Genomic DNA, 17,167 nt, shown 5'->3' with positions numbered 1-17,167 from the left:
CCCCTGGCGTCTTCGGCTAAGGGGCTACATGTCCCAGCAGGACGCGGCGTTCATGTTGTCCTTGGTCAGGAAGGTCAGCGGCGTGAACAGGGTGGTCTTGCTGGCGCCGGCCGGCTGCTTGAGCTGCAGCAGTTGCTTGATCATGGTGGCCATGTCGCGCGCCTGGCCGGGGACGAAATAGACCACCGCTTCGGAGAAGGCGCCGCTGGTCAGGTTATCGCAGACCATGCGGTTGCCGCCACCCTGGGTCAGCAGGTAGACATCCTTGCCCGATTCCTTGATGGCCGCCGCGGTGCCGACATCCATGACGTCCCAGAAGCCGGTAATGGCGCACAGGTCGGGATGCTGCTGGATGACGGTGGCGGCGATGTTCTTGGCCTTGGTGGCGTCCCAATCGGCGGCCTGGTTGGAGACGAGCTGGATCTCGGGGTGCTGGGACAGCACATTGTTGATCCCCTGCATCTGGTAGACGCTGGCCGCCGCCGTCAGCACGCCCTGGGTAATGGCCACCTTGCCGCTCTTGCCGCTGTCGGGAGAGCAGACCTCGACCATGCGGTTGCCGATCTGCTCGCCCATGCTGACATAGTCGGCCCCGACGAAGACGTCGGTCGAATAGCTCGACCGCATGTTGACCTGCACGACATAGATGCCGGCCTCTTCGGCCCGCTTGAGCAGGCGCGCATAGGACTGCACGTCGGGATTGTGCACGACGAGCACGTCCGGCTTTTCCGAGATCAGCGACGTAATGGCCTGGGCGCCGGCATCGGTGCTCCAGTTCGGATCACGGATGTCGAAGGTGACCCCGAGCGGTTCGAGCGCCTCCTTGAGGCCGGCGGCCCAACCTTCGGTCAGGTCGAAGCCCATGGCCACGGGGACATAGGCGACCCGCTTGCCGGCAAAGGACTCGTAATAGGGTGCCCGCGTGGGATCATCGATCCCCTCCTGCGCCAGCACGGCACCGGCAGTCAGAGCAAGCGCTCCTGCCAGCATATAGGCCTTGATCGATCCCATGGTTTCCTCCCTTTGAGACGACTAGATGTCCCCTTGCTGAGCGGTCTGCTCGTCGCGGGGGTTGACGATGGTGTCGATCACGATTGCGGTGAGCAGGATCACACCCTTGATGATGTTCTGGACGGTGTACTGGATGTTCATGATCGTCATGCCGTTGAGCAGCACGCCGATGAGCAGGGTGCCGACGATGACGTTGCGGATGCCGCCCTTGCCGCCCGACAGGCCGATGCCGCCCAGCACCACGACGAGGATCACGTCATAGACATAGGTGGAGATGCCCAGCCTGGTGTTCATGCTGGCAACGGAGGCGGCCGTGACGATGCCGGCCACAAAGCCGATCAGCGCCGACAGCACATATTGCAGGATCACCACCGGCCGCGCCGGAATGCCTGTCAGGCGCGCGGTCAGCACATTGTCGCCGACGGCACGCAGATAGCGACCGGCCTTGGCATAGCGCAGGAACAGGTGGCCGGCGAGGCAGACCATGGCGAACATGAATATGGGAACGGGGACGCCCAAAAGGGTCCCCTGGCCCAGCCAGAGCAGGCCATTGGCCGCTTCGGGCATATAGACCACGTCGAGCTCGAACAGGAAGTAGCGCCCGAAGCCGAAGATCAGCGTGCCCATGGCCAGGGTGGTGAAGATGGCCGGAATTTCCACATAGGCCACCAGCCAGCCATTGATCAGGCCGGTGGCCAGACTGAACAGCAGGGCCAGGGCCAGCGCCTGCGGCACGGGCATGCCACCGGCGATCAGGGTCAGGCCCCAGGCCACTGAAATGGCCATTACCGAGACTAGCGACAGGTCGATGCCGCGGCCGATCACAACCAGGCCCATGGCCACGCCGAGAATGCCCAGGATGGAAACGCTGCGCACCAGGTTCAGCAGGTTGTTGGGGGCGAGAAAGCCCGGCAGAGCAATGGCGAAACCCACGCAGAGGATGAAGGCAAGGCCGAAGACGATCTGCTCTTGGCTCAGACGACCCAGAAACTGCATGCGGCCCCCCGGTAGCGCTTAGTGAGGTTTGCCCTCATTGGCCCCGACGCTAGGGCCGGCCGCCCGGCCTGTCCTCCACCAGAGCGTAGTGTTTCTGCTTGAGAGCGCAGCTTTGGCCTGCTGGACGCGGTGCCGGCGCGCCACTACTGTAGCCAATGAGTAACGGGTGCACGCGAGGGAGCTGGTTCGAAGAAGCCAGGGCGGAGCAGCCGGACGCGCCAAGGGAGGAGGAACCCATGGATCTCGTCTTCTCGACCGATCAGTATGCCCGGGCCAAACGCTATTCTGCCTGGCGCGATGCCATTTGCGACGTCTATGTCCATGTCGATGTGAAAGCCACCGAGCCGGAGCGCTATCGCGGCTTCATCAGGGAAACCAAGTTCGGTGACGTGGTGATGACGGACATTCTGCTGTCCGAGCAGCGCATCAAGCGGAACGGCCAGCACATTTCAAAACTGGACAAGGAGTGTTTCTATGTCCAGTTCGTGCGCAAGGGCCACATGACCGTTACCCAGCGCGGGCAGGCGCACCGGTCCAATGCGGCCCGCGGGGCCATCTTCTCGGCGACCGAACAGTACGAGCTGCAGGGCCAGGGCGAGGTGCGCTCGCTCTATCTCGAACTGCCGCGCGCGGCCTTTGCCCAGCGCTTCGCCCTGGACCGCATTCCGGTCTCGGCCACGATCGATACCACGCGCGGGGTCGGCAAGATCGCCAGCGAATTCTGCGGCTCGCTGGCCAGCGAGGGCACCGATCTCGATGCTGACCTCCGCTCCGGCCTGGGCAATCAGCTCATGGACATGCTCGCCTTCACGCTGCAGGCGCAGGCCGGCGAACTCCCCGCCGCGGAGGGCTGGGCCCGCAAGGCGCGCCTCAAACTGGTGCAGCAATGGATCGACGCGCATATTGTGGACCCCGAGCTGTCGCTGGACGATGTCGCGGCGGCCAACGGCATGTCGCTGCGCTACCTGCACGTCCTGTTCGAAGCCTGCGACATGTCGGCTTCCGAATGGATCTGGAATCGGCGCCTGCAGCTCGCCTATGACAGCCTCGCCAAGGGCGGGGGGCACAGCATTACCGCGATTGCGCTGGATCACGGCTTCAACAGTCCAACGCACTTCACGACCCGCTTCCGGCGCAAATATGGGGTATCCCCGCGCGACGTAGGGCGCCCGGCATCCTAGCGGTGCGTCACTGCGCGGCCGGCGGCCATCATCGCGCGCAAGCCGGAACGGGTCCGTTCCGTGCAAATCTCAGATTGCCGGCGTACCTCTCACCGGTTGCTGGGGAACTCAAAAGTCTGTAGGCCGCCCTTGAATTCGCTGTCGGATTTTGGCGCGATGAACCCATAATCCTAGTTTCCGCGGACACATAAGTTTGCGGGTATTGATCGTGGTCGACGGGACGGCACGGGAGTTCTGATCCGACGACCTTCGGTTTTGCGCTAGCGTCGGTTTTGGACGTTGCCGCCGCGTCAATGATCGTGCTGTTTCGGGGAACTAGTCTGCTTGGAGCGACTTCAGCCAACACCGTCGGCGGAGGCCGGACCTCGGCAGGGCATCGCGGCGCACCAGTTTAGACCAGTGACTGCTTCGCGCCCCATTTCGGTCAGCCAGCGTCCCTGGTTCAATTCCTAAGAGCAGACGTGGACCCCTGGTATCGCCTGTGGCGTTTCAGCCAAAGAAGGTAGTGATCGCAAGCCAGCCGGCATAGGCAAAGGCGGCAATGACGCCGGAAACGATGACGACTGAAATGAGCGAGACTACGGCGCCGATCAGAATCCAGAGTCCATCGCGCTCGATCTGTCCCAGCGCCAGAATGCAGATGGCGATCGCGGGCAGCATATTGCCGAGTGGTATAGGCAGAAACAGGATGACCGCCAGGAGCAGGACCAGGGCGCCGACGAGGTATTCGGCGGGCGGCTTGGCCAGCATGCCAAGGCGCGGTCGCATCAGCCTTTCCGCCTTTTGCAGCCATGGCCCGACCTTGGCGAGGACCTTTTCGAAATCGCTACGGGCAAAGGATCGGTTGGCAATCAGCCGGGGCAACCAGGGCGATCGGCCCAGCATGAGCTGGGCGCCCAGAAAGACCAGCGGCGCGCCCAAAATGCCGGAAACCCCCGGCGGCACCGGGATCGTATTGGGCACCGCGAAGATGAACAGCATGGCGGCGATGGCGCGATGGTCAAGCTCGGCCAGCAGATCGCGAATATAGATGCGATCGCGGCCGGGCTTGGCCGCGATCCGCAAGAGAGTGGCGGAGAGGCGGTGATCGAGGCCCACGTCAGGCGTCTCGATGCGCTCAGCCTGCAAGGGGGCCGGGTCAGCCATGCCTGGTCAGAATTCCATGTCGCCCATGTCGCCGAAATCGTCGCCGCCACCGCCATGATCCTCTTCGGGGGCAGGCGCTTCCTCAGCCATGGCCTGACCGGGGGACAACATGCCCGCAATGGCGCTGCCCAGCAGCACGCCACCCGTCACGCCCAAAGCCGTCTGGGCGGCGCCGGCAAGGAATCCACCCTGCTGCCCCGACTGGCCCTGCAGGGGTGACTGCCGTTGCGGCTGCTGGCGGGCCGGTTCCTGGCCGCCGCCGAACAGGTTGCCGAACAGACCACCAGCGGGCCGCTGTGCCAGCTGGGCCTCGAGTTCGGCAGTGCGGTGCTGCGCCACGGCTAGGGCATGCTCCTGCACCAGAACAGTCTGCGCCATATAATAGGGCGCGGCAGGATCCTGTGTGATGCGCTGCTCGATCAGCGCCACGGCATCGGCATCACGATCGGGATGCTGAGCGGCAACGGAGTCGAGGCGGTCGAACAGGCCCTCAATGGCCTTGCGGTCTTCGGGTGCGAGCATCGGCTTGTTCCTACTCTTCGCGCTGGCCGGTAAGGCTCAGCAGCAGCTGAAAGATATTGATGAAGTTCAGGTAGAGCGACAGCGCCCCCATCACGGCGAGCTTCTGATTGGCCTCGGCGCCGGCATGTTCGGCATATTGCTCCTTGATGGACTGGGTGTCCCAGGCGGTCAGACCGACAAAGACGATGATGCCGATGATCGAGATGGCGAATTGCAGGGTATCCCAGCCGAGAAAAATGTTGATGACAGAGGCAATGATAACCCCGATCAGGCCCATGATCAGCAGCGAGCCGAACTGGGTCAGGTCACGCTTGGTGGTGTAGCCATAAAGGCTGGTGGCGCCGAACATGGCGGCCGCCGAAAAGAAGGTGCGCACAATGCTGGTATCGGTAAAGACCAGGAAGATCGAGGCCAGCGACAGGCCCAAGACCGCGCTGAAGGCCCAGAAAAATGCCTGGGCGGTCGCCGCGGAGATGGAATTGATCTTGAACGAGAAGAACAGCACAAAGGCCAGCGGCGCCAGCATCACCACCCACTGCAGCGGCGAGGAAAAGATCGGCACGTAGAGGGCCGGCGTATTGCTGACAACGAACGACACCACGCCCGTTACGACCAGCCCGATCGCCATGTAATTATAGACGCGCAGCATGTGGCTGCGCAGGCCTTCGTCAAACTGGACAACCGTATTAGCCGGATTGGCCCAGCGGGATTGAGATTGTGGTGCTCTCATCGGTTCATCTCCAAGGTTCAGTAGAGGGTGTCGGCCAGGCCGAGGGCGGCCGCGCCGAGAATTTCCGAGCTGCCGTCCCCGAGAAGGGCGTAGGCCACCTCGCCGATCTGCCAATGCGCGGCCGACAGATCGCCCAATTCCAGGATATCGACCGGCGCCACGGCAAAGCCGCCCGGTCGCGCTGCAAACAGCGACATCGTGCCAAGCTGGTCAGTCTGGATCGCCATTTCGATGCTCGGGCCGAAACGCGATGGAAAGACCTGGACGTCGGTCACGGTCCAGTCCGCCGGCAGCTCCGGCATGGCAATGGCTGTCGCCGAGAGCAGTTCGGACCGATCATAGTCGGGCACTTCCGGCTGCGAGAACATCGCTGCCCGCAACAGGCTGGTTTGGCGGGCGCTGACCGCCGCTTCGACATAGGCCGGCAGACCGCTGGCGTCTGGACCGGCCGGTGGGGAGACCAGGGCATGGGCTGACCAGCCTGCCGCGATCAGCACTGCCGCAGCCATGGCGGGCCGCAGCCGGTAGAGCCACGCTTGCCGCGTCAATGCGCCATCCATGCGCCGCGCCGCGTCATTGGTGGTGGGGCGCACAAAGCCCGGCTTGATGGCCAGTGCCATGCGCAGCTCATCGCGATTGCGCAGATCCGCCATCACCTGGGCGGCCTCATCGGGCCGCGCCGCCAGATAGGCTTCGACCTCGACCCGGCGGGCGACGTCGAGCTGGTCATCGATATAGGCGTGAAGGTCCTGAAGGGATACCGGATCGCGATGCGTCATTGCGGGCCTCCGACAATCTTGAAGCGAACAACGTCACCCCTTGGGTTGGCCTCGATCTCGCGCAGGCGCTCGCGTGCGCGCGCAACCCGCGACATCACGGTGCCAATCGGAACGCCAAGGACATCGGCCGTCTCCTGGTAGGACAGCTCCTCGATAGCCACCAGATGCAGAACGGCGCGCTGCTCCTCGGGCAGCGCCAGGAAGGCCCGGCGCACTTGCGACAGGCGCACGCTGTCATCCTGTAGCGGCGCGGCAAAGGTGGGCTGCAGCTGGGCCGCCGCCGCATCGCGGCGCGCCATGGCCGCGCTCGAGCGCTTCCGGTCAATGAAGCGGTTATGCAGGATGCCCATCAGCCAGGCCTGCAGGTTGCCGTCCGGCCGAAAGCTGCGCCGGCTTTCATGCGCCTGCAGCAGCGTGTCATGCACCAGGTCTTCCGCATCGGCCTCATGCCGGGTAAGCGAGAGGGCATAGCGCCGCAATCCAGCAAGCTGGCTCATGACATTGGTACGGGGCGCTCGTTGTGGCATGAACTATATGCGTGTCCCGGGCGGCGTTTATTCCACTGGCGACAAAATATTGCGCAGCGGCACTCAGGCCGCAGCGCCTTTGACCGCCGGCAATTGCAGGGCTCTACTGGCAGGAAGCACCCGCTGCAGGATATCGGCAAGCGTGATGATGCCGCGCACGGCGCCATTTTCCATGACAACGGCGAACTGCACACTCGATTCCCGCATGCTGGCGAGCGCCTCGTAGACCGGGGTTGCCGCGTCGAGAAGGAAAGCCGGCCGGGCGCTGACGGCGGCGCGCCCGCCATCATCGAGCAGCAGCGTGTCGCGCACATGCACAACAGAAGGCGCGGCGTCATCTGTGCCAAGCAGCAGGATGCGCATGTGTCCGGAAGCCGTGGCCACTTTGCGCAGCTCGGCGACCGTCGCCGCCGGCGTGACATGGGTCGGCTTGACGTCCTTGGCGACGAGCGCGCTGACCGGCAGCGTGCCAAGGTCGATGAGCCCCGAGATCTGCTGTTGTACGCCCGTTTCCAGCACACCCACCTTGGCGGAATGCTCGACCAGTTGTCGGATCGTGGCGATATCCTGCCCGCCGACCGCAGCGCTTTCCACCGGCTCGACGCCACTGGCCTTGACCAGACCATTGGCGATGGCATTTACCCAGACCAAAAGCGGGCGCAAGGGCCAGATATAGGCCCGCGCAATGATGCCGATGGAGAGCGCCGACTTTTCGGGGTGGGCGATGGCCCAGGACTTGGGGGCCATCTCGCCGACGACCAGATGCAGGAAGGTGACGAAGAACATCGACAGGGCGAAGGCACTGCCGCCCGCCACCCAATCGGGCATGCCCCAGGACAGAAAGATCGGCCCGAGCGCATAGTCCACGGCAGGCTTGGTAACGGCGCCGAGCGCGAAGGTGCATACGGTAATGCCCAGCTGCGCCCCCGCCAGCATGAGGGTGAGGTCGTTCATGCCGCGGAGGGCGGCCCGGGCGGATCGGCTGGTGGCGGCCAGTTCCTCGAGGCGGTGTCGCCGCGCGCCCAGCAGGGCGAACTCGATGATCACGAAGAAGGCGCTCAACGCGATCAGCGCAATGGTGACGAGTATGACGATCAGCGGGCTCATTGGTCGTCCTCGGATGCTTCAATTTCTACCAGACGAACGCGTAATTCGGCGGGAACGTGGCGCTCGACGCGCAACACGTCCACCTCCAAGCGCCGCCGCAGCGGCCGATGATCCACCAGATCTGCAGGATCGACCGGCAAATTCACCACCACGGTCTCGCCTTCCTCAGGCAAGGCCCCCAGCTCTGCGATGAGCAGGCCGGCAATGGTCTCGACATCGCCCCGCGGCAGCTCATGACCGATGGCGCGCTCGACCTCGTCCAGATGCACATCGCCATCCATCATCCAGATGCCATCAGCTTCGAGAGTCACGGCATCACCGAGCTCGGTGTCGTGCTCGTCCGTGATCTCGCCCACGATTTCCATCGCAAGATCCTCAAGCGTCAGGACCCCGGCGAAGCCGCCATATTCGTCGATCACGCAAGCAAGCTGATTATCGCTCTCCATCAACTGGGCCAGCGCATCGGGCAGCAGCATCAGCGTCGGCACCACCGTGGCCGGCTGCATCACGGACGATACCGGCGCGTCAGCTTTCCCATCAGCAAGATGGGCCAGCACGTCCGCGAGATGGATGACACCGATCGGCGCGTCTCCCTCGTCGATGACAGGATAGCGCGTATGGGCGCGTGCCATCATCTCGCGCACCTCGCCAAGCGTCGTCAGGGGATGCACCCAGTCGACATGGGAACGTGGCACCATGGCATGCTCGACGTCACGCTGGGGGAAGTCGAGAATACGATCCATCATCAACGACAGCTCGACCGGCAGGTCGCCGCTCTCACGCGAGTCGGCAATGATGCGCGGCAGATCCTGCGCCGAGGCACTGACGTCGATGTCATGGACCGGTTCGATGCGCAGGGCCTTGAGCAAGAGGTTGGCGGCCATATCGAAAAACCCGATCAGCCAGCCGAAGACAGTCAGGTAGATGACGGTGGACTGGGCAAGGCCGCGGGCCAGCGGCTCCGGGTTGGCGATGGCCAGGTTCTTCGGATAAAGCTCGCCAAAGATCATCTGCACGATCGTGGCAAAGGCCAGGGCCGACACCGTCCCCACCGTGACGCCGATCTCGGCCGGCACACCCACCCCACCCAGCAGCGTACCCAGCGATGAGCCGACCAGCGGCTCGGCGACATAGCCCACCAGCAGGCCGGTAATCGTGATGCCCAGTTGGGCGCCCGACAGCATGAAGCTGGTCCGCTTGGTCACCGCCAGCGCCTTTTCGGCCGCCGCATCGCCCTCGGCTGCGCGTGCGGCAAGCCGCGTCCGATCCACCGACATATAGGCGAATTCCTGCGCGACGAAATAGCCGTTGGCGGCAATGATTGCCAGGATGACCAGGGTACCCAGCAGCAGAAACAGGATGGGTTCGATCACCGGCTGGACTCCAGCACCACCATCACAGGCGCGAGGTTAAGAAAAGTCACTGCGTCCATTGCAGGTTTGACGCGGTCGGGAGGCGAGTTGAGGTAAGGCATGCAAGGGATGCGGATGCAGCACGCCATTTATTCCATCCTATCGAAAATTTTCGCATCCGAGCGCGCTCACGGTGAGCCGTTGCCGTTTAGCGAAGCGTTTCAAAGAGCATCTTGGCGGCACGGCCAACGTCGTCTTGCTGGCCGGTGGAGACCAGCGCGTAAGCCACGTCACCGAGCTGCCAGTAGGCGGTTGTCGTGTCCTGCACGTAGCGGGTGCGCGGCAGCATGATCAGAAACCGACCCGGTCGGGCAGCGAAGAGGGAAACCAAGCCGAACTCGGCCGTTGTCAAGGCCACTTCCACGCTCGGTCCGTAATCGGAAGGGTAAACCTGGACGTCGGTGATTGCCCAACCTGGGGGAAGCGGTGGCAGTCGCAGTTCCGTGCGCGCCAGCAATTCGGCAGGATCATAGTCGGTGCCCGGCATCTGCGAGTGCATGGAGGCGCGCAGCTCGGTGACATGATGCGCCTCGACGGCTGCCGAGACATAGGCAGGGACCGCGCTGGATGCCAAAGCTGTGGTGGTTCCTGCCTGGTCGTGGGCGAGCCAGCCCAAGGAGAGCAGCACCGAGGCGGCCAGCAGCGGTCGCACCCGCCGAAAGAGCTGTTGCCGGTGCAATCGGCGATCAAGACGACGCGCCAGATCCTCGGTTGCCGCCGACGGCTGGGCGTGGTCGCCCGCCAGGACAATCCGCAGCTCGCTGCGCAGCCGAAGATCGGCCAGGACCTGCGCCGCCTCCAGTGGGTTTTGCGACAGCCAGTGTTCCACTGCCATGCGGCGCCGGGTGTCGAGTTGGTCGTCGGCATAGGCCATGAGCTCGACCGGATCGATGGGCTCGGCTTTGCGCATCAGTCGCCTTCCTTGACCAATTTGAGCGGTGGACCGGCTTCCCAGCGGCGCAGCGCCTCGCGACCGCGCGAGAGCCGCGACATCACCGTCCCGGCGGGAATGCCGAGCACCGTGGCCGCCTCCTCATAACTCAATCCTTCGATGGTCACGAGATGCAAAGCTTCGCGCTGTTCCTGGGGCAATAGATCGAAGGCGCGACGGACCTGCGACAGGCGCAGGGTCTCGAACTGGTTGGCCGGCAGGTTTTCGGCCATGCGTGCCACGAATTCCTGTTCATGTCCCGCAGCGCTCGATCTGGAACGCCGGCGATCGACAAAGAGGTTGTGCACGATGGACAAGAGCCAGCCGCGCAGATTGCCGTCGCTCTGGAACGTGGCGCTGCGCTCATAGGCCCGCAACAAGGCGTCCTGCACGAGATCTTCGGCTTCGGTGGCATTGCGCGTCAGGCTGAGCGCATAGCGACGCAGCGCAGGCAATTGCCCGAGAACGTCCGACTGTCGAAACCGCGCTGCTGCCATGCCTGCCTAAAGCCCTCGCTGTGGCGCCTGCCGTTCAGGCAGAGAAGCACCGGAGGGGTCGGCACGCAAGCCATCCTCCCGCACCCCTGGCTCGAACAGGGACAGCAATTGTGCCGAGCAATGATCGAGATCGACCTTGGGATCGTGCGCCAATTGGCCAAGGCCGCTATCGATCGCGCCGAAAATGGCGCCGGCCACGACGTCGACATCGAAATCCTTGAAGACCCCCGCATGCTGCCCGGCCAAGAGGGCCTCGGTCAGCCAGGCATGCTGCTCGCGCCAGATGGCGGGCGGACCGGCATACTTGCGCTTTCCCACGCTTGCCACCCCGATGGCGAGATGGCGCATGGCGACGACGTCGAGGTGCCGATCGCGCAACTGCCAGAGATGGGCGGCAACGAATGCGGAAATGCGGTCCCAGGCATCGTCGTGCATTTCCGCCTCGGCGACGGCTGCGAGGAAGGTCCGCTCTCGCAGGCGCTCGCGCACGGCGGCCAGCAGACCATCCTTGGAGCCGAAGTAGTAGCAGATGATGCCCTTGGCGACCTTTGCCTCCCGGGCGACGCGCGACAGCGAGGTTTCCGCCAGGCCGCCGCGCGCAATCACCCGAATGGTGCAATCGATGATGTGTCTGCGGCGCGCTGCCTCGAGAGACCCCATCATCGCCATGCCTCAGGCGACCTTGGATATGTCGGGCACGGCGTCGAGCAGCATCCTGGTATAGTCGGCCTGCGGGTTGTCAAAGATCGAGTCAGTAGGACCGCTTTCCACCAGGATCCCGTTGTGCAGCACGCCCACATTGCTCGACATCTGCCGTACCACGGCCAGGTTGTGGCTGATCAGCAGGTAGGTGAGGTTGAACTCGTCCTGCAATGCCTTCATCAGGTCGAGCACCTGGGCTTGCACCGACACGTCGAGCGCCGAGGTCGGCTCGTCGCAAACGATGAATTCAGGTTGGCTCGACAGGGCGCGGGCGATGGCGATGCGCTGGCGCTGGCCGCCCGAAAACTCGTGCGGGAACTTGCGCAGCACCGATGGATCCAGCCGCACCTTGACCAGGAGTTCGGCGACGCGGTGCTCCACCTCGGTCTTGTTACGGGCAATGCCGAGCGTGCGCATCGGCTCGGCGATGATATCGGCCACCCGCCAGCGTGGATTGAGGCTGGCATAGGGGTCCTGGAAGATCATCTGCACGCGCTTGCGGCGCTCGCGATGGCCCGAGCCGCCGGCCCAGATGTCGTGCCCGTCGACCAGGATCTGCCCGGCCGTGGGGCGGACCAGGCCGACGATCATCTTGGCACAGGTGGACTTGCCCGATCCGGATTCGCCGACCAGGCCGAAGGTTTTGCCCTTCTCAATGGAAAAGCTCACCGCGTTGACGGCGCGGAACAGCTCGACCTTGCCGGGCAGAAGCCTGGTAAAGCTGCCGCCGCCGATCTCGAAGTCGCGCACCAGTCCCTTGACCTGCACATAGGCCTGATCGTCGCCGGCTGCGGGTGCCGGCGCGATGCTGTTGTCCTGGCGTTTAATCGTCGGGATCGAATTGATCAGCTTGATCGTATAGGGCTCGCGCGGCCGGCGGATGATGTCGCCCACCGTGCCGGTCTCGACCACCTTGCCCTTGTGCATCACCACCATGCGGTCTGCCGTCTGGGCGATCACGCCCATATCGTGGGTGATCAGCATGATGGCGGCGCCACGGCTGGAGCAGAGCTTTTTGAGCACCTTGATGATCTGGGCCTGCACCGAGACATCGAGTGCCGAGGTCGGCTCGTCGGCGATGATCAGCTCGGGCTCGGCCGCAATGGCGAGCGCGATGACCACGCGCTGGCGCATGCCGCCCGAAAACTGGTGCGGATAGCTGTCGATGCGCTCGGCAGCCTTGGGGATACCCGCCTCGGCGAGCAGGTCGATGGCCTTTTGCCGCGCCTCGGCCGCGTTGAGCGGCAGATGCGTGCGGATGGTCTCGACCAGCTGTTCGCCTATCGTGTAGAGCGGGTTGAGGCTGGTGAGCGGGTCCTGAAATACCATGCCGATGCGCCTTCCGCGCAACCTGGCGCGGGCGTCCTCGGGCAGGTTGTCGATACGCTGGCCTTTGAGGCGGATCTCGCCGCTGGCGATATGGCCCGGTGGATCGATGAGGCCGATGACGGCCGAGCCGGTCATGGATTTGCCGGCGCCGGATTCCCCGACAATGCCGACCACTTCGCCGGGCATGATGTCAAAGGAAATGCTGTCGACGGCGCGGAACACCTCGTCACGGAAGGGAAACTCGACCATGAGATCCTTGATGGAGAGAACGGGCTCGGTCATCAGCGCAACTTCGGATTGAGGGCGTCGCGCAGCCAGTCACCCAGAAGGTTGACCGACAGAGCGAGCAGGATAAGGGTGATGGCGGGGAACAGCAGGATCCACCATTCGCCCGAGAACAGGAACTGCTGGCCGATGCGGATCAGGGTACCCAGCGACGGCTGGGTCGGCGGCACGCCGACGCCCAGATAGGAGAGCGTGGCCTCCTCGATGATGGCCAAAGCCAGCCCGATGGTGCCGATGACCAGCACAGGCCCCGTGACATTGGGCAGCACGTGCCGCAGCAGGATGAGGAACGGATTGACGCCCAGGATGCGGGCGGCGGCCACATAGTCCTTCTGTCGTTCGACCATGGTCGCGCCGCGCACTGTGCGGGCGAACTGGGCCCAGTTCGCCAGGCCAATGGCCAGGATCAGCACCCAGATGGCGGCGCCCTCCTGCTGGTTGGGGGGTATGAGGCCCCGCGCGACGCCAAAGATCAGCAGGGCGATGAGGATGGCGGGGAAGGATAGCTGCACATCGGTGATGCGCATGATGATGGCGTCGACTACCCCGCCGACATAGCCGGCAACAAGGCCCAGGCTCACGCCCAGCACCATGGCGAACAGCGTCGCCATGACCCCGACAAAGAGCGAGACGCGCGAGCCGTACATGATCGTCGAGAGGACGTCGCGGCCCTGGCTGTCGGTACCCAGGGTGAAGTAATTGCCGGCATAGGAACTCGAATTGGGGGGCGTGAAGCCGTCCATCAGGTTCAGGGTCGCCGGGTTGAACGGGTTGTAAGGGGCAATCCAAGGCGCCAACACCGCCATCAGGATCAGCAGTGCCGCAACAATCGAGGCCACGATGGCCACCGGCGAATGCCGGTAGGACCAGATGATGTCGGAGGCAATGAAGCTCTTCCAGCGCGAGGTGCTGGCGGCCGGCACAGGCTGCTCGGGCGAATGGGGTAGATCGGTCATCGCGCTACTTCCCTGACTTGGAGCCGTCCCGCAGACGCGGATCGACAATGAAATAGAGGATGTCGACGATGAGGTTGATGACCACGAAAACCAGCGCCACAAAGACGAGGTAGGCGGCCATGACCGGGACATCGACCGCGGCGACGGAATTGACAAACAGCGAGCCGACACCGGGCCACTGGAACACTGTTTCGGTGATGATGGCGAAAGCGATCACCGAGCCGAGCTGCAGGCCGGTAATGGTGATCACCGGCACCATGGTGTTGCGCAGGGCATGGCCAAAATTGATGGCGCGCTTGCTCAGACCACGCGCCTTGGCAAAGCGGATATAGTCGGTGCGCATGACTTCGAGCATTTCGGCCCGAACCAGCCGCATGATCAGCGTCAGCTGGAACAGCGAGAGGGTGATCGCCGGCAGGATCAGCGAGCGCAGCCCCGATGGGGTGAGCAGACCCGTGCGCCACCAGCCGAGCTGCACGGTCTCGCCGCGCCCGAAAGAGGGCAGCCACTTGAGCTCGACGGCGAAGATATAGATCAGTCCGATGCCAATCAGAAAGGTCGGCAATGACACGCCGACCAGCGACAGGGTCATGATGACGCCGCTGGAAAAGGCCCGCTGCCGCAGGGCGGTATAGATGCCGAGCACGACGCCCCCGACCAGGGCGATGATGGAGGACGCGACAGCGAGCTCGACCGTGGCGGGGAGCCGCTCGAGGATCAGCTGGCTCACGGGCTGCTGCAGTCGGTAGGAAATACCGAACTGCCCCTGCAGAGCATTGATCACGAAGTAGAAAAACTGGACATAGAACGGCTGATCGAGACCGAGCCGGGCGCGGGCGGCATCAAAGTCGGCCTGAATGGCATCCTGGCTCAGCAGGGCCGCTAGCGGATCCCCCACATAGCGGAACACCAGGAAGGCGATGAACGCGACCACGAGCATGACGAGGACGGACTGCATGAGCCGTCGGGCGATGAAGGCGAGCATGGAGCCCCCTCAAAAGGAGAACCGCCACGGGAGGTCAAGCATCCCGCGGCGGGTCTGGATTGGCGGGCTTTACTCGAAGGTGACCGTGGTCATGTTGGGCTGGTTTTCCGGCTGAACCGGCAGCGTGATGGTGTCCTTCATGGCATAGGCCAGCACCTGGTTGTGCACCGGCAGCAGCACGCGGTCCGCTTTCACCACTTCCCAGATCTCGGCAACGGTCTGGTTGCGGACGCTCTCATCGCTTTGCGTGCCGAGCGAGATGATCTTCTCGTCGAGTTCGGGATTGGAATAGAGGCCGACATTATAGGTGCCGTGCAGATCGGTCTTGGTGTGGATTAGGTCATTGAAGACATAGGCACTGTCAAAGGTCGGCACGCCCCAGCCGAGCAGGTAGAAGTCGCTCTCGTTGGCGAGAATGATCGGGGAATGCTCTGCGACCGGACGCGAGGCCAGGGTCACCTGGATGCCGATCTGGCCGAGCATGCCGACATAGGCGGTCGAGATGGCCTCATCGTTGACATAGCGGTTGTTCGGCGTATCGAGGGTGACCGAAAAGCCATCCGGATAGCCGGCTTCGGCCATCAGTTCGCGGGCACGCTCCATATCGGGCGCCGGATAGGCGTCAAGTTCTTCGGTCCAGCCGGCCACGAAGGGTGGGTTGGGAATGCCGGTCGGGATCGACTGGCCACGCATCACCACCTGCTGGATGGCGTCACGATCGAGCGCCAGTTCCATGGCTTCGCGCACCAGCGGATTGTTGAAGGGGTTGCTGTCGGTGATGTTGGACGAAGCCAGCGGCTCGTCGCCGAACTTGTAGCCGAAATAGATGAAGCGGTTTTCCGGGCCGGTTTCGACCTTGAAGCCGTCGGTGCTGGACAGGCGCTCGATATCCTGAGGCGGCACGTCCTGGACGATGTCGACTTCACCCGAAAGCAGGGCCGAGATACGGGTCTGCGCGTCGGAAATGACGAAGTATTCGATGTCGGTCACTTCCGGCGTTTCGCCCCACCAGCCGTCATTGGCGGTCAGCACGGTGCGGACGTCGACTTCGCGCGATACCAGGGTGTAGGGGCCGGTGCCATTGGTGTTGAGCACTGCGTGGTTGCTGGCGCCGCCGGCAAAATCCTGCACCGTCTGCAGGTCGTTGGCTTCCGACCAGGTCTTGTCCATGATGAAGGTATTAGTGAGGTTGTTGGGGTAGATCAGCGCGGGACCGGTCATCTGGAATTCGACCGTATAGTCGTCAACGGCGGTCACCGACTCCACTTCAGCATGCAGCTGCTTCATGTTGGAGAATTCGCTCTTGGCCCGCTCGATCGAGAAGACCACGTCTTCTGCAGTGAATTCGGCACCATCGTGGAAGGTCACGCCTTCGCGCAAGGTGAACACCCAAACGGTATCATCGCCTTCCTTGAGCGCCCATTCGGTCGCCAGGCGCGGCGTCAGCGTGCCGTCATTGTCACGGCCGAGCAGGGTCTCGTAGATATGGTGGGCAAGGGTGTGGGTGTTGCCCTGGTTCTGCGAATGGGGATCCATCGTCAGCGCGTCGGACGAACGCGCCCAACGGATAGTCTCGGCATTGGCAACACCAATGAGCACTGTGGAAGAGACAAGAACCGCGGCAAGGCGGGCAATTGGTTTGTGCATCAACGTTCTCTCCGTTCCTGAACGACGACCTCCTCTCTGAATTGATGGGAGGCTTGCCTTACGAGAGACCAGTTTTTGGGTCAAATCAACTGAGCTCCCCGCACGATTTTTAGGTCAGGCGTGGTAGATAGACTTGCAGATGACGTATGATGGCCTGACTCACAGGCGCGATACACGGATTTATGCTCGTTCAAACAAAACATACGACTGCATGCGCAGCACGCGTCGTATACGTCGCCAAGGCGATATTTCTTCCATAGGTCCAAAAAAATATCCGCGAAGCTCCCGCCGAGGCCATCAACAGGCCGGCCAGCGCCGATCCGGGGGCCAGTGTCGTACCAGCGGCCTACTCACGCTGGTACGAAAATCTCAAGCAAGCATTTCGTTTCTTTGCAGTGTGCGAGTGACGTCGAGGCCGAGCTTC

At 63.3% G+C, this 17,167-nt stretch carries 17 protein-coding genes; 1 reads left to right on the top strand and 16 read right to left on the bottom strand.

What is annotated here, in order from left to right; genetic code table 11:
- Positions 1-24: 24 nt before the first annotated feature.
- Together AC4NN3_RS12380 and AC4NN3_RS12375 are read right to left on the bottom strand one after the other, a co-directional pair.
- Positions 25-1,011: a sugar ABC transporter substrate-binding protein gene (locus tag AC4NN3_RS12380; protein ID WP_491927401.1), complete on the bottom strand. Its 987-nt coding sequence runs from the start codon at positions 1,009-1,011 to the stop codon at positions 25-27.
- A gap of 21 nt (positions 1,012-1,032) precedes the next feature.
- A complete protein-coding gene (locus AC4NN3_RS12375; RefSeq protein WP_491927400.1) occupies positions 1,033-2,007 on the bottom strand; it encodes an ABC transporter permease in 975 nt (324 codons plus the stop codon).
- Between the two features lie 236 nt (positions 2,008-2,243).
- Here AC4NN3_RS12375 and AC4NN3_RS12370 point away from each other — a divergent pair, with 236 nt between their 5' ends.
- A complete protein-coding gene (locus AC4NN3_RS12370; RefSeq protein ID WP_491927399.1) occupies positions 2,244-3,188 on the top strand; it encodes a helix-turn-helix domain-containing protein in 945 nt (314 codons plus the stop codon).
- Positions 3,189-3,677: 489 nt separating this feature from the next.
- Here the strand turns inward: AC4NN3_RS12370 and AC4NN3_RS12365 are convergent, their stop codons facing one another.
- The 14 genes from AC4NN3_RS12365 to AC4NN3_RS12300 all read right to left on the bottom strand — a co-directional run bounded on the left by AC4NN3_RS12365 (position 3,678) and on the right by AC4NN3_RS12300 (position 16,743).
- On the bottom strand, positions 3,678-4,334 hold the full coding sequence (locus AC4NN3_RS12365; protein ID WP_491927398.1) for an exopolysaccharide biosynthesis protein: 657 nt from the start codon (positions 4,332-4,334) through the stop codon (positions 3,678-3,680).
- A 6-nt stretch (positions 4,335-4,340) separates the two neighbouring features.
- Positions 4,341-4,856 (bottom strand): DUF2076 domain-containing protein, encoded by a 516-nt coding sequence (locus AC4NN3_RS12360; protein ID WP_491927397.1) that lies wholly within the window; start codon positions 4,854-4,856, stop codon positions 4,341-4,343.
- A gap of 10 nt (positions 4,857-4,866) precedes the next feature.
- Entirely contained in the window at positions 4,867-5,586 is a 720-nt protein-coding gene (locus AC4NN3_RS12355) for a Bax inhibitor-1/YccA family protein (protein WP_491927396.1), read from the bottom strand.
- A 17-nt stretch (positions 5,587-5,603) separates the two neighbouring features.
- Positions 5,604-6,365 (bottom strand): anti-sigma factor family protein, encoded by a 762-nt coding sequence (locus AC4NN3_RS12350; RefSeq protein WP_491927395.1) that lies wholly within the window; start codon positions 6,363-6,365, stop codon positions 5,604-5,606.
- Positions 6,362-6,892 carry a sigma-70 family RNA polymerase sigma factor gene (locus AC4NN3_RS12345; RefSeq protein WP_491927394.1) on the bottom strand — a complete coding sequence of 177 codons (531 nt, stop codon included), beginning with the start codon at positions 6,890-6,892 and terminating at the stop codon, positions 6,362-6,364. Before AC4NN3_RS12345 ends, AC4NN3_RS12350 begins: the two co-directional genes overlap by 4 nt.
- Before the next feature lie 63 nt (positions 6,893-6,955).
- Entirely contained in the window at positions 6,956-7,999 is a 1,044-nt protein-coding gene (locus AC4NN3_RS12340) for a CNNM domain-containing protein (RefSeq protein ID WP_491927393.1), read from the bottom strand.
- Positions 7,996-9,372, bottom strand: a complete 1,377-nt coding sequence (locus AC4NN3_RS12335) for a hemolysin family protein (RefSeq protein ID WP_491927392.1) — start codon at positions 9,370-9,372, stop codon at positions 7,996-7,998. The genes AC4NN3_RS12340 and AC4NN3_RS12335 overlap by 4 nt, the downstream gene beginning before the upstream one ends.
- A gap of 187 nt (positions 9,373-9,559) precedes the next feature.
- The gene (locus AC4NN3_RS12330) at positions 9,560-10,321 is read right to left on the bottom strand and encodes an anti-sigma factor family protein (protein WP_491927391.1); all 762 of its coding nucleotides are present in this window, start codon (positions 10,319-10,321) and stop codon (positions 9,560-9,562) included.
- Positions 10,321-10,839 (bottom strand): sigma-70 family RNA polymerase sigma factor, encoded by a 519-nt coding sequence (locus AC4NN3_RS12325; RefSeq protein ID WP_491927390.1) that lies wholly within the window; start codon positions 10,837-10,839, stop codon positions 10,321-10,323. The genes AC4NN3_RS12330 and AC4NN3_RS12325 overlap by 1 nt, the downstream gene beginning before the upstream one ends.
- Positions 10,840-10,845: 6 nt before the next feature.
- Positions 10,846-11,502: a TetR/AcrR family transcriptional regulator gene (locus tag AC4NN3_RS12320; protein WP_491927389.1), complete on the bottom strand. Its 657-nt coding sequence runs from the start codon at positions 11,500-11,502 to the stop codon at positions 10,846-10,848.
- A 9-nt stretch (positions 11,503-11,511) separates the two neighbouring features.
- Positions 11,512-13,152, bottom strand: a complete 1,641-nt coding sequence (locus tag AC4NN3_RS12315) for an ABC transporter ATP-binding protein (RefSeq protein WP_491927388.1) — start codon at positions 13,150-13,152, stop codon at positions 11,512-11,514.
- On the bottom strand, positions 13,152-14,111 hold the full coding sequence (locus tag AC4NN3_RS12310; protein ID WP_491927387.1) for an ABC transporter permease: 960 nt from the start codon (positions 14,109-14,111) through the stop codon (positions 13,152-13,154). Before AC4NN3_RS12310 ends, AC4NN3_RS12315 begins: the two co-directional genes overlap by 1 nt.
- A 4-nt stretch (positions 14,112-14,115) precedes the next feature.
- Entirely contained in the window at positions 14,116-15,096 is a 981-nt protein-coding gene (locus AC4NN3_RS12305) for an ABC transporter permease (RefSeq protein WP_491927386.1), read from the bottom strand.
- A 69-nt stretch (positions 15,097-15,165) separates the two neighbouring features.
- Positions 15,166-16,743, bottom strand: coding sequence for an ABC transporter substrate-binding protein (locus tag AC4NN3_RS12300; protein WP_491927385.1), 1,578 nt, complete (start codon positions 16,741-16,743; stop codon positions 15,166-15,168).
- Positions 16,744-17,167 lie beyond the last annotated feature (424 nt).

Source organism: Devosia sp. MDV22-iso42, from assembly GCF_058629155.1.
This window is presented reverse-complemented; position numbering and strand designations above follow the sequence as displayed.

Excerpts from the sequence above, each read along its gene's own strand:
- AC4NN3_RS12380 (WP_491927401.1), bottom strand. The coding sequence starts at position 1,011 with ATGGGATCGATCAAGGCCTATATGCTGGCAGGAGCGCTTGCTCTGACT.
- AC4NN3_RS12375 (WP_491927400.1), bottom strand. The coding sequence starts at position 2,007 with ATGCAGTTTCTGGGTCGTCTGAGCCAAGAGCAGATCGTCTTCGGCCTT.
- AC4NN3_RS12370 (WP_491927399.1), top strand. The coding sequence starts at position 2,244 with ATGGATCTCGTCTTCTCGACCGATCAGTATGCCCGGGCCAAACGCTAT.
- AC4NN3_RS12365 (WP_491927398.1), bottom strand. The coding sequence starts at position 4,334 with ATGGCTGACCCGGCCCCCTTGCAGGCTGAGCGCATCGAGACGCCTGAC.
- AC4NN3_RS12360 (WP_491927397.1), bottom strand. The coding sequence starts at position 4,856 with ATGCTCGCACCCGAAGACCGCAAGGCCATTGAGGGCCTGTTCGACCGC.
- AC4NN3_RS12355 (WP_491927396.1), bottom strand. The coding sequence starts at position 5,586 with ATGAGAGCACCACAATCTCAATCCCGCTGGGCCAATCCGGCTAATACG.
- AC4NN3_RS12350 (WP_491927395.1), bottom strand. The coding sequence starts at position 6,365 with ATGACGCATCGCGATCCGGTATCCCTTCAGGACCTTCACGCCTATATC.
- AC4NN3_RS12345 (WP_491927394.1), bottom strand. The coding sequence starts at position 6,892 with ATGCCACAACGAGCGCCCCGTACCAATGTCATGAGCCAGCTTGCTGGA.
- AC4NN3_RS12340 (WP_491927393.1), bottom strand. The coding sequence starts at position 7,999 with ATGAGCCCGCTGATCGTCATACTCGTCACCATTGCGCTGATCGCGTTG.
- AC4NN3_RS12330 (WP_491927391.1), bottom strand. The coding sequence starts at position 10,321 with ATGCGCAAAGCCGAGCCCATCGATCCGGTCGAGCTCATGGCCTATGCC.
- AC4NN3_RS12325 (WP_491927390.1), bottom strand. The coding sequence starts at position 10,839 with ATGGCAGCAGCGCGGTTTCGACAGTCGGACGTTCTCGGGCAATTGCCT.
- AC4NN3_RS12320 (WP_491927389.1), bottom strand. The coding sequence starts at position 11,502 with ATGATGGGGTCTCTCGAGGCAGCGCGCCGCAGACACATCATCGATTGC.
- AC4NN3_RS12315 (WP_491927388.1), bottom strand. The coding sequence starts at position 13,152 with ATGACCGAGCCCGTTCTCTCCATCAAGGATCTCATGGTCGAGTTTCCC.
- AC4NN3_RS12310 (WP_491927387.1), bottom strand. The coding sequence starts at position 14,111 with ATGACCGATCTACCCCATTCGCCCGAGCAGCCTGTGCCGGCCGCCAGC.
- AC4NN3_RS12305 (WP_491927386.1), bottom strand. The coding sequence starts at position 15,096 with ATGCTCGCCTTCATCGCCCGACGGCTCATGCAGTCCGTCCTCGTCATG.
- AC4NN3_RS12300 (WP_491927385.1), bottom strand. The coding sequence starts at position 16,743 with ATGCACAAACCAATTGCCCGCCTTGCCGCGGTTCTTGTCTCTTCCACA.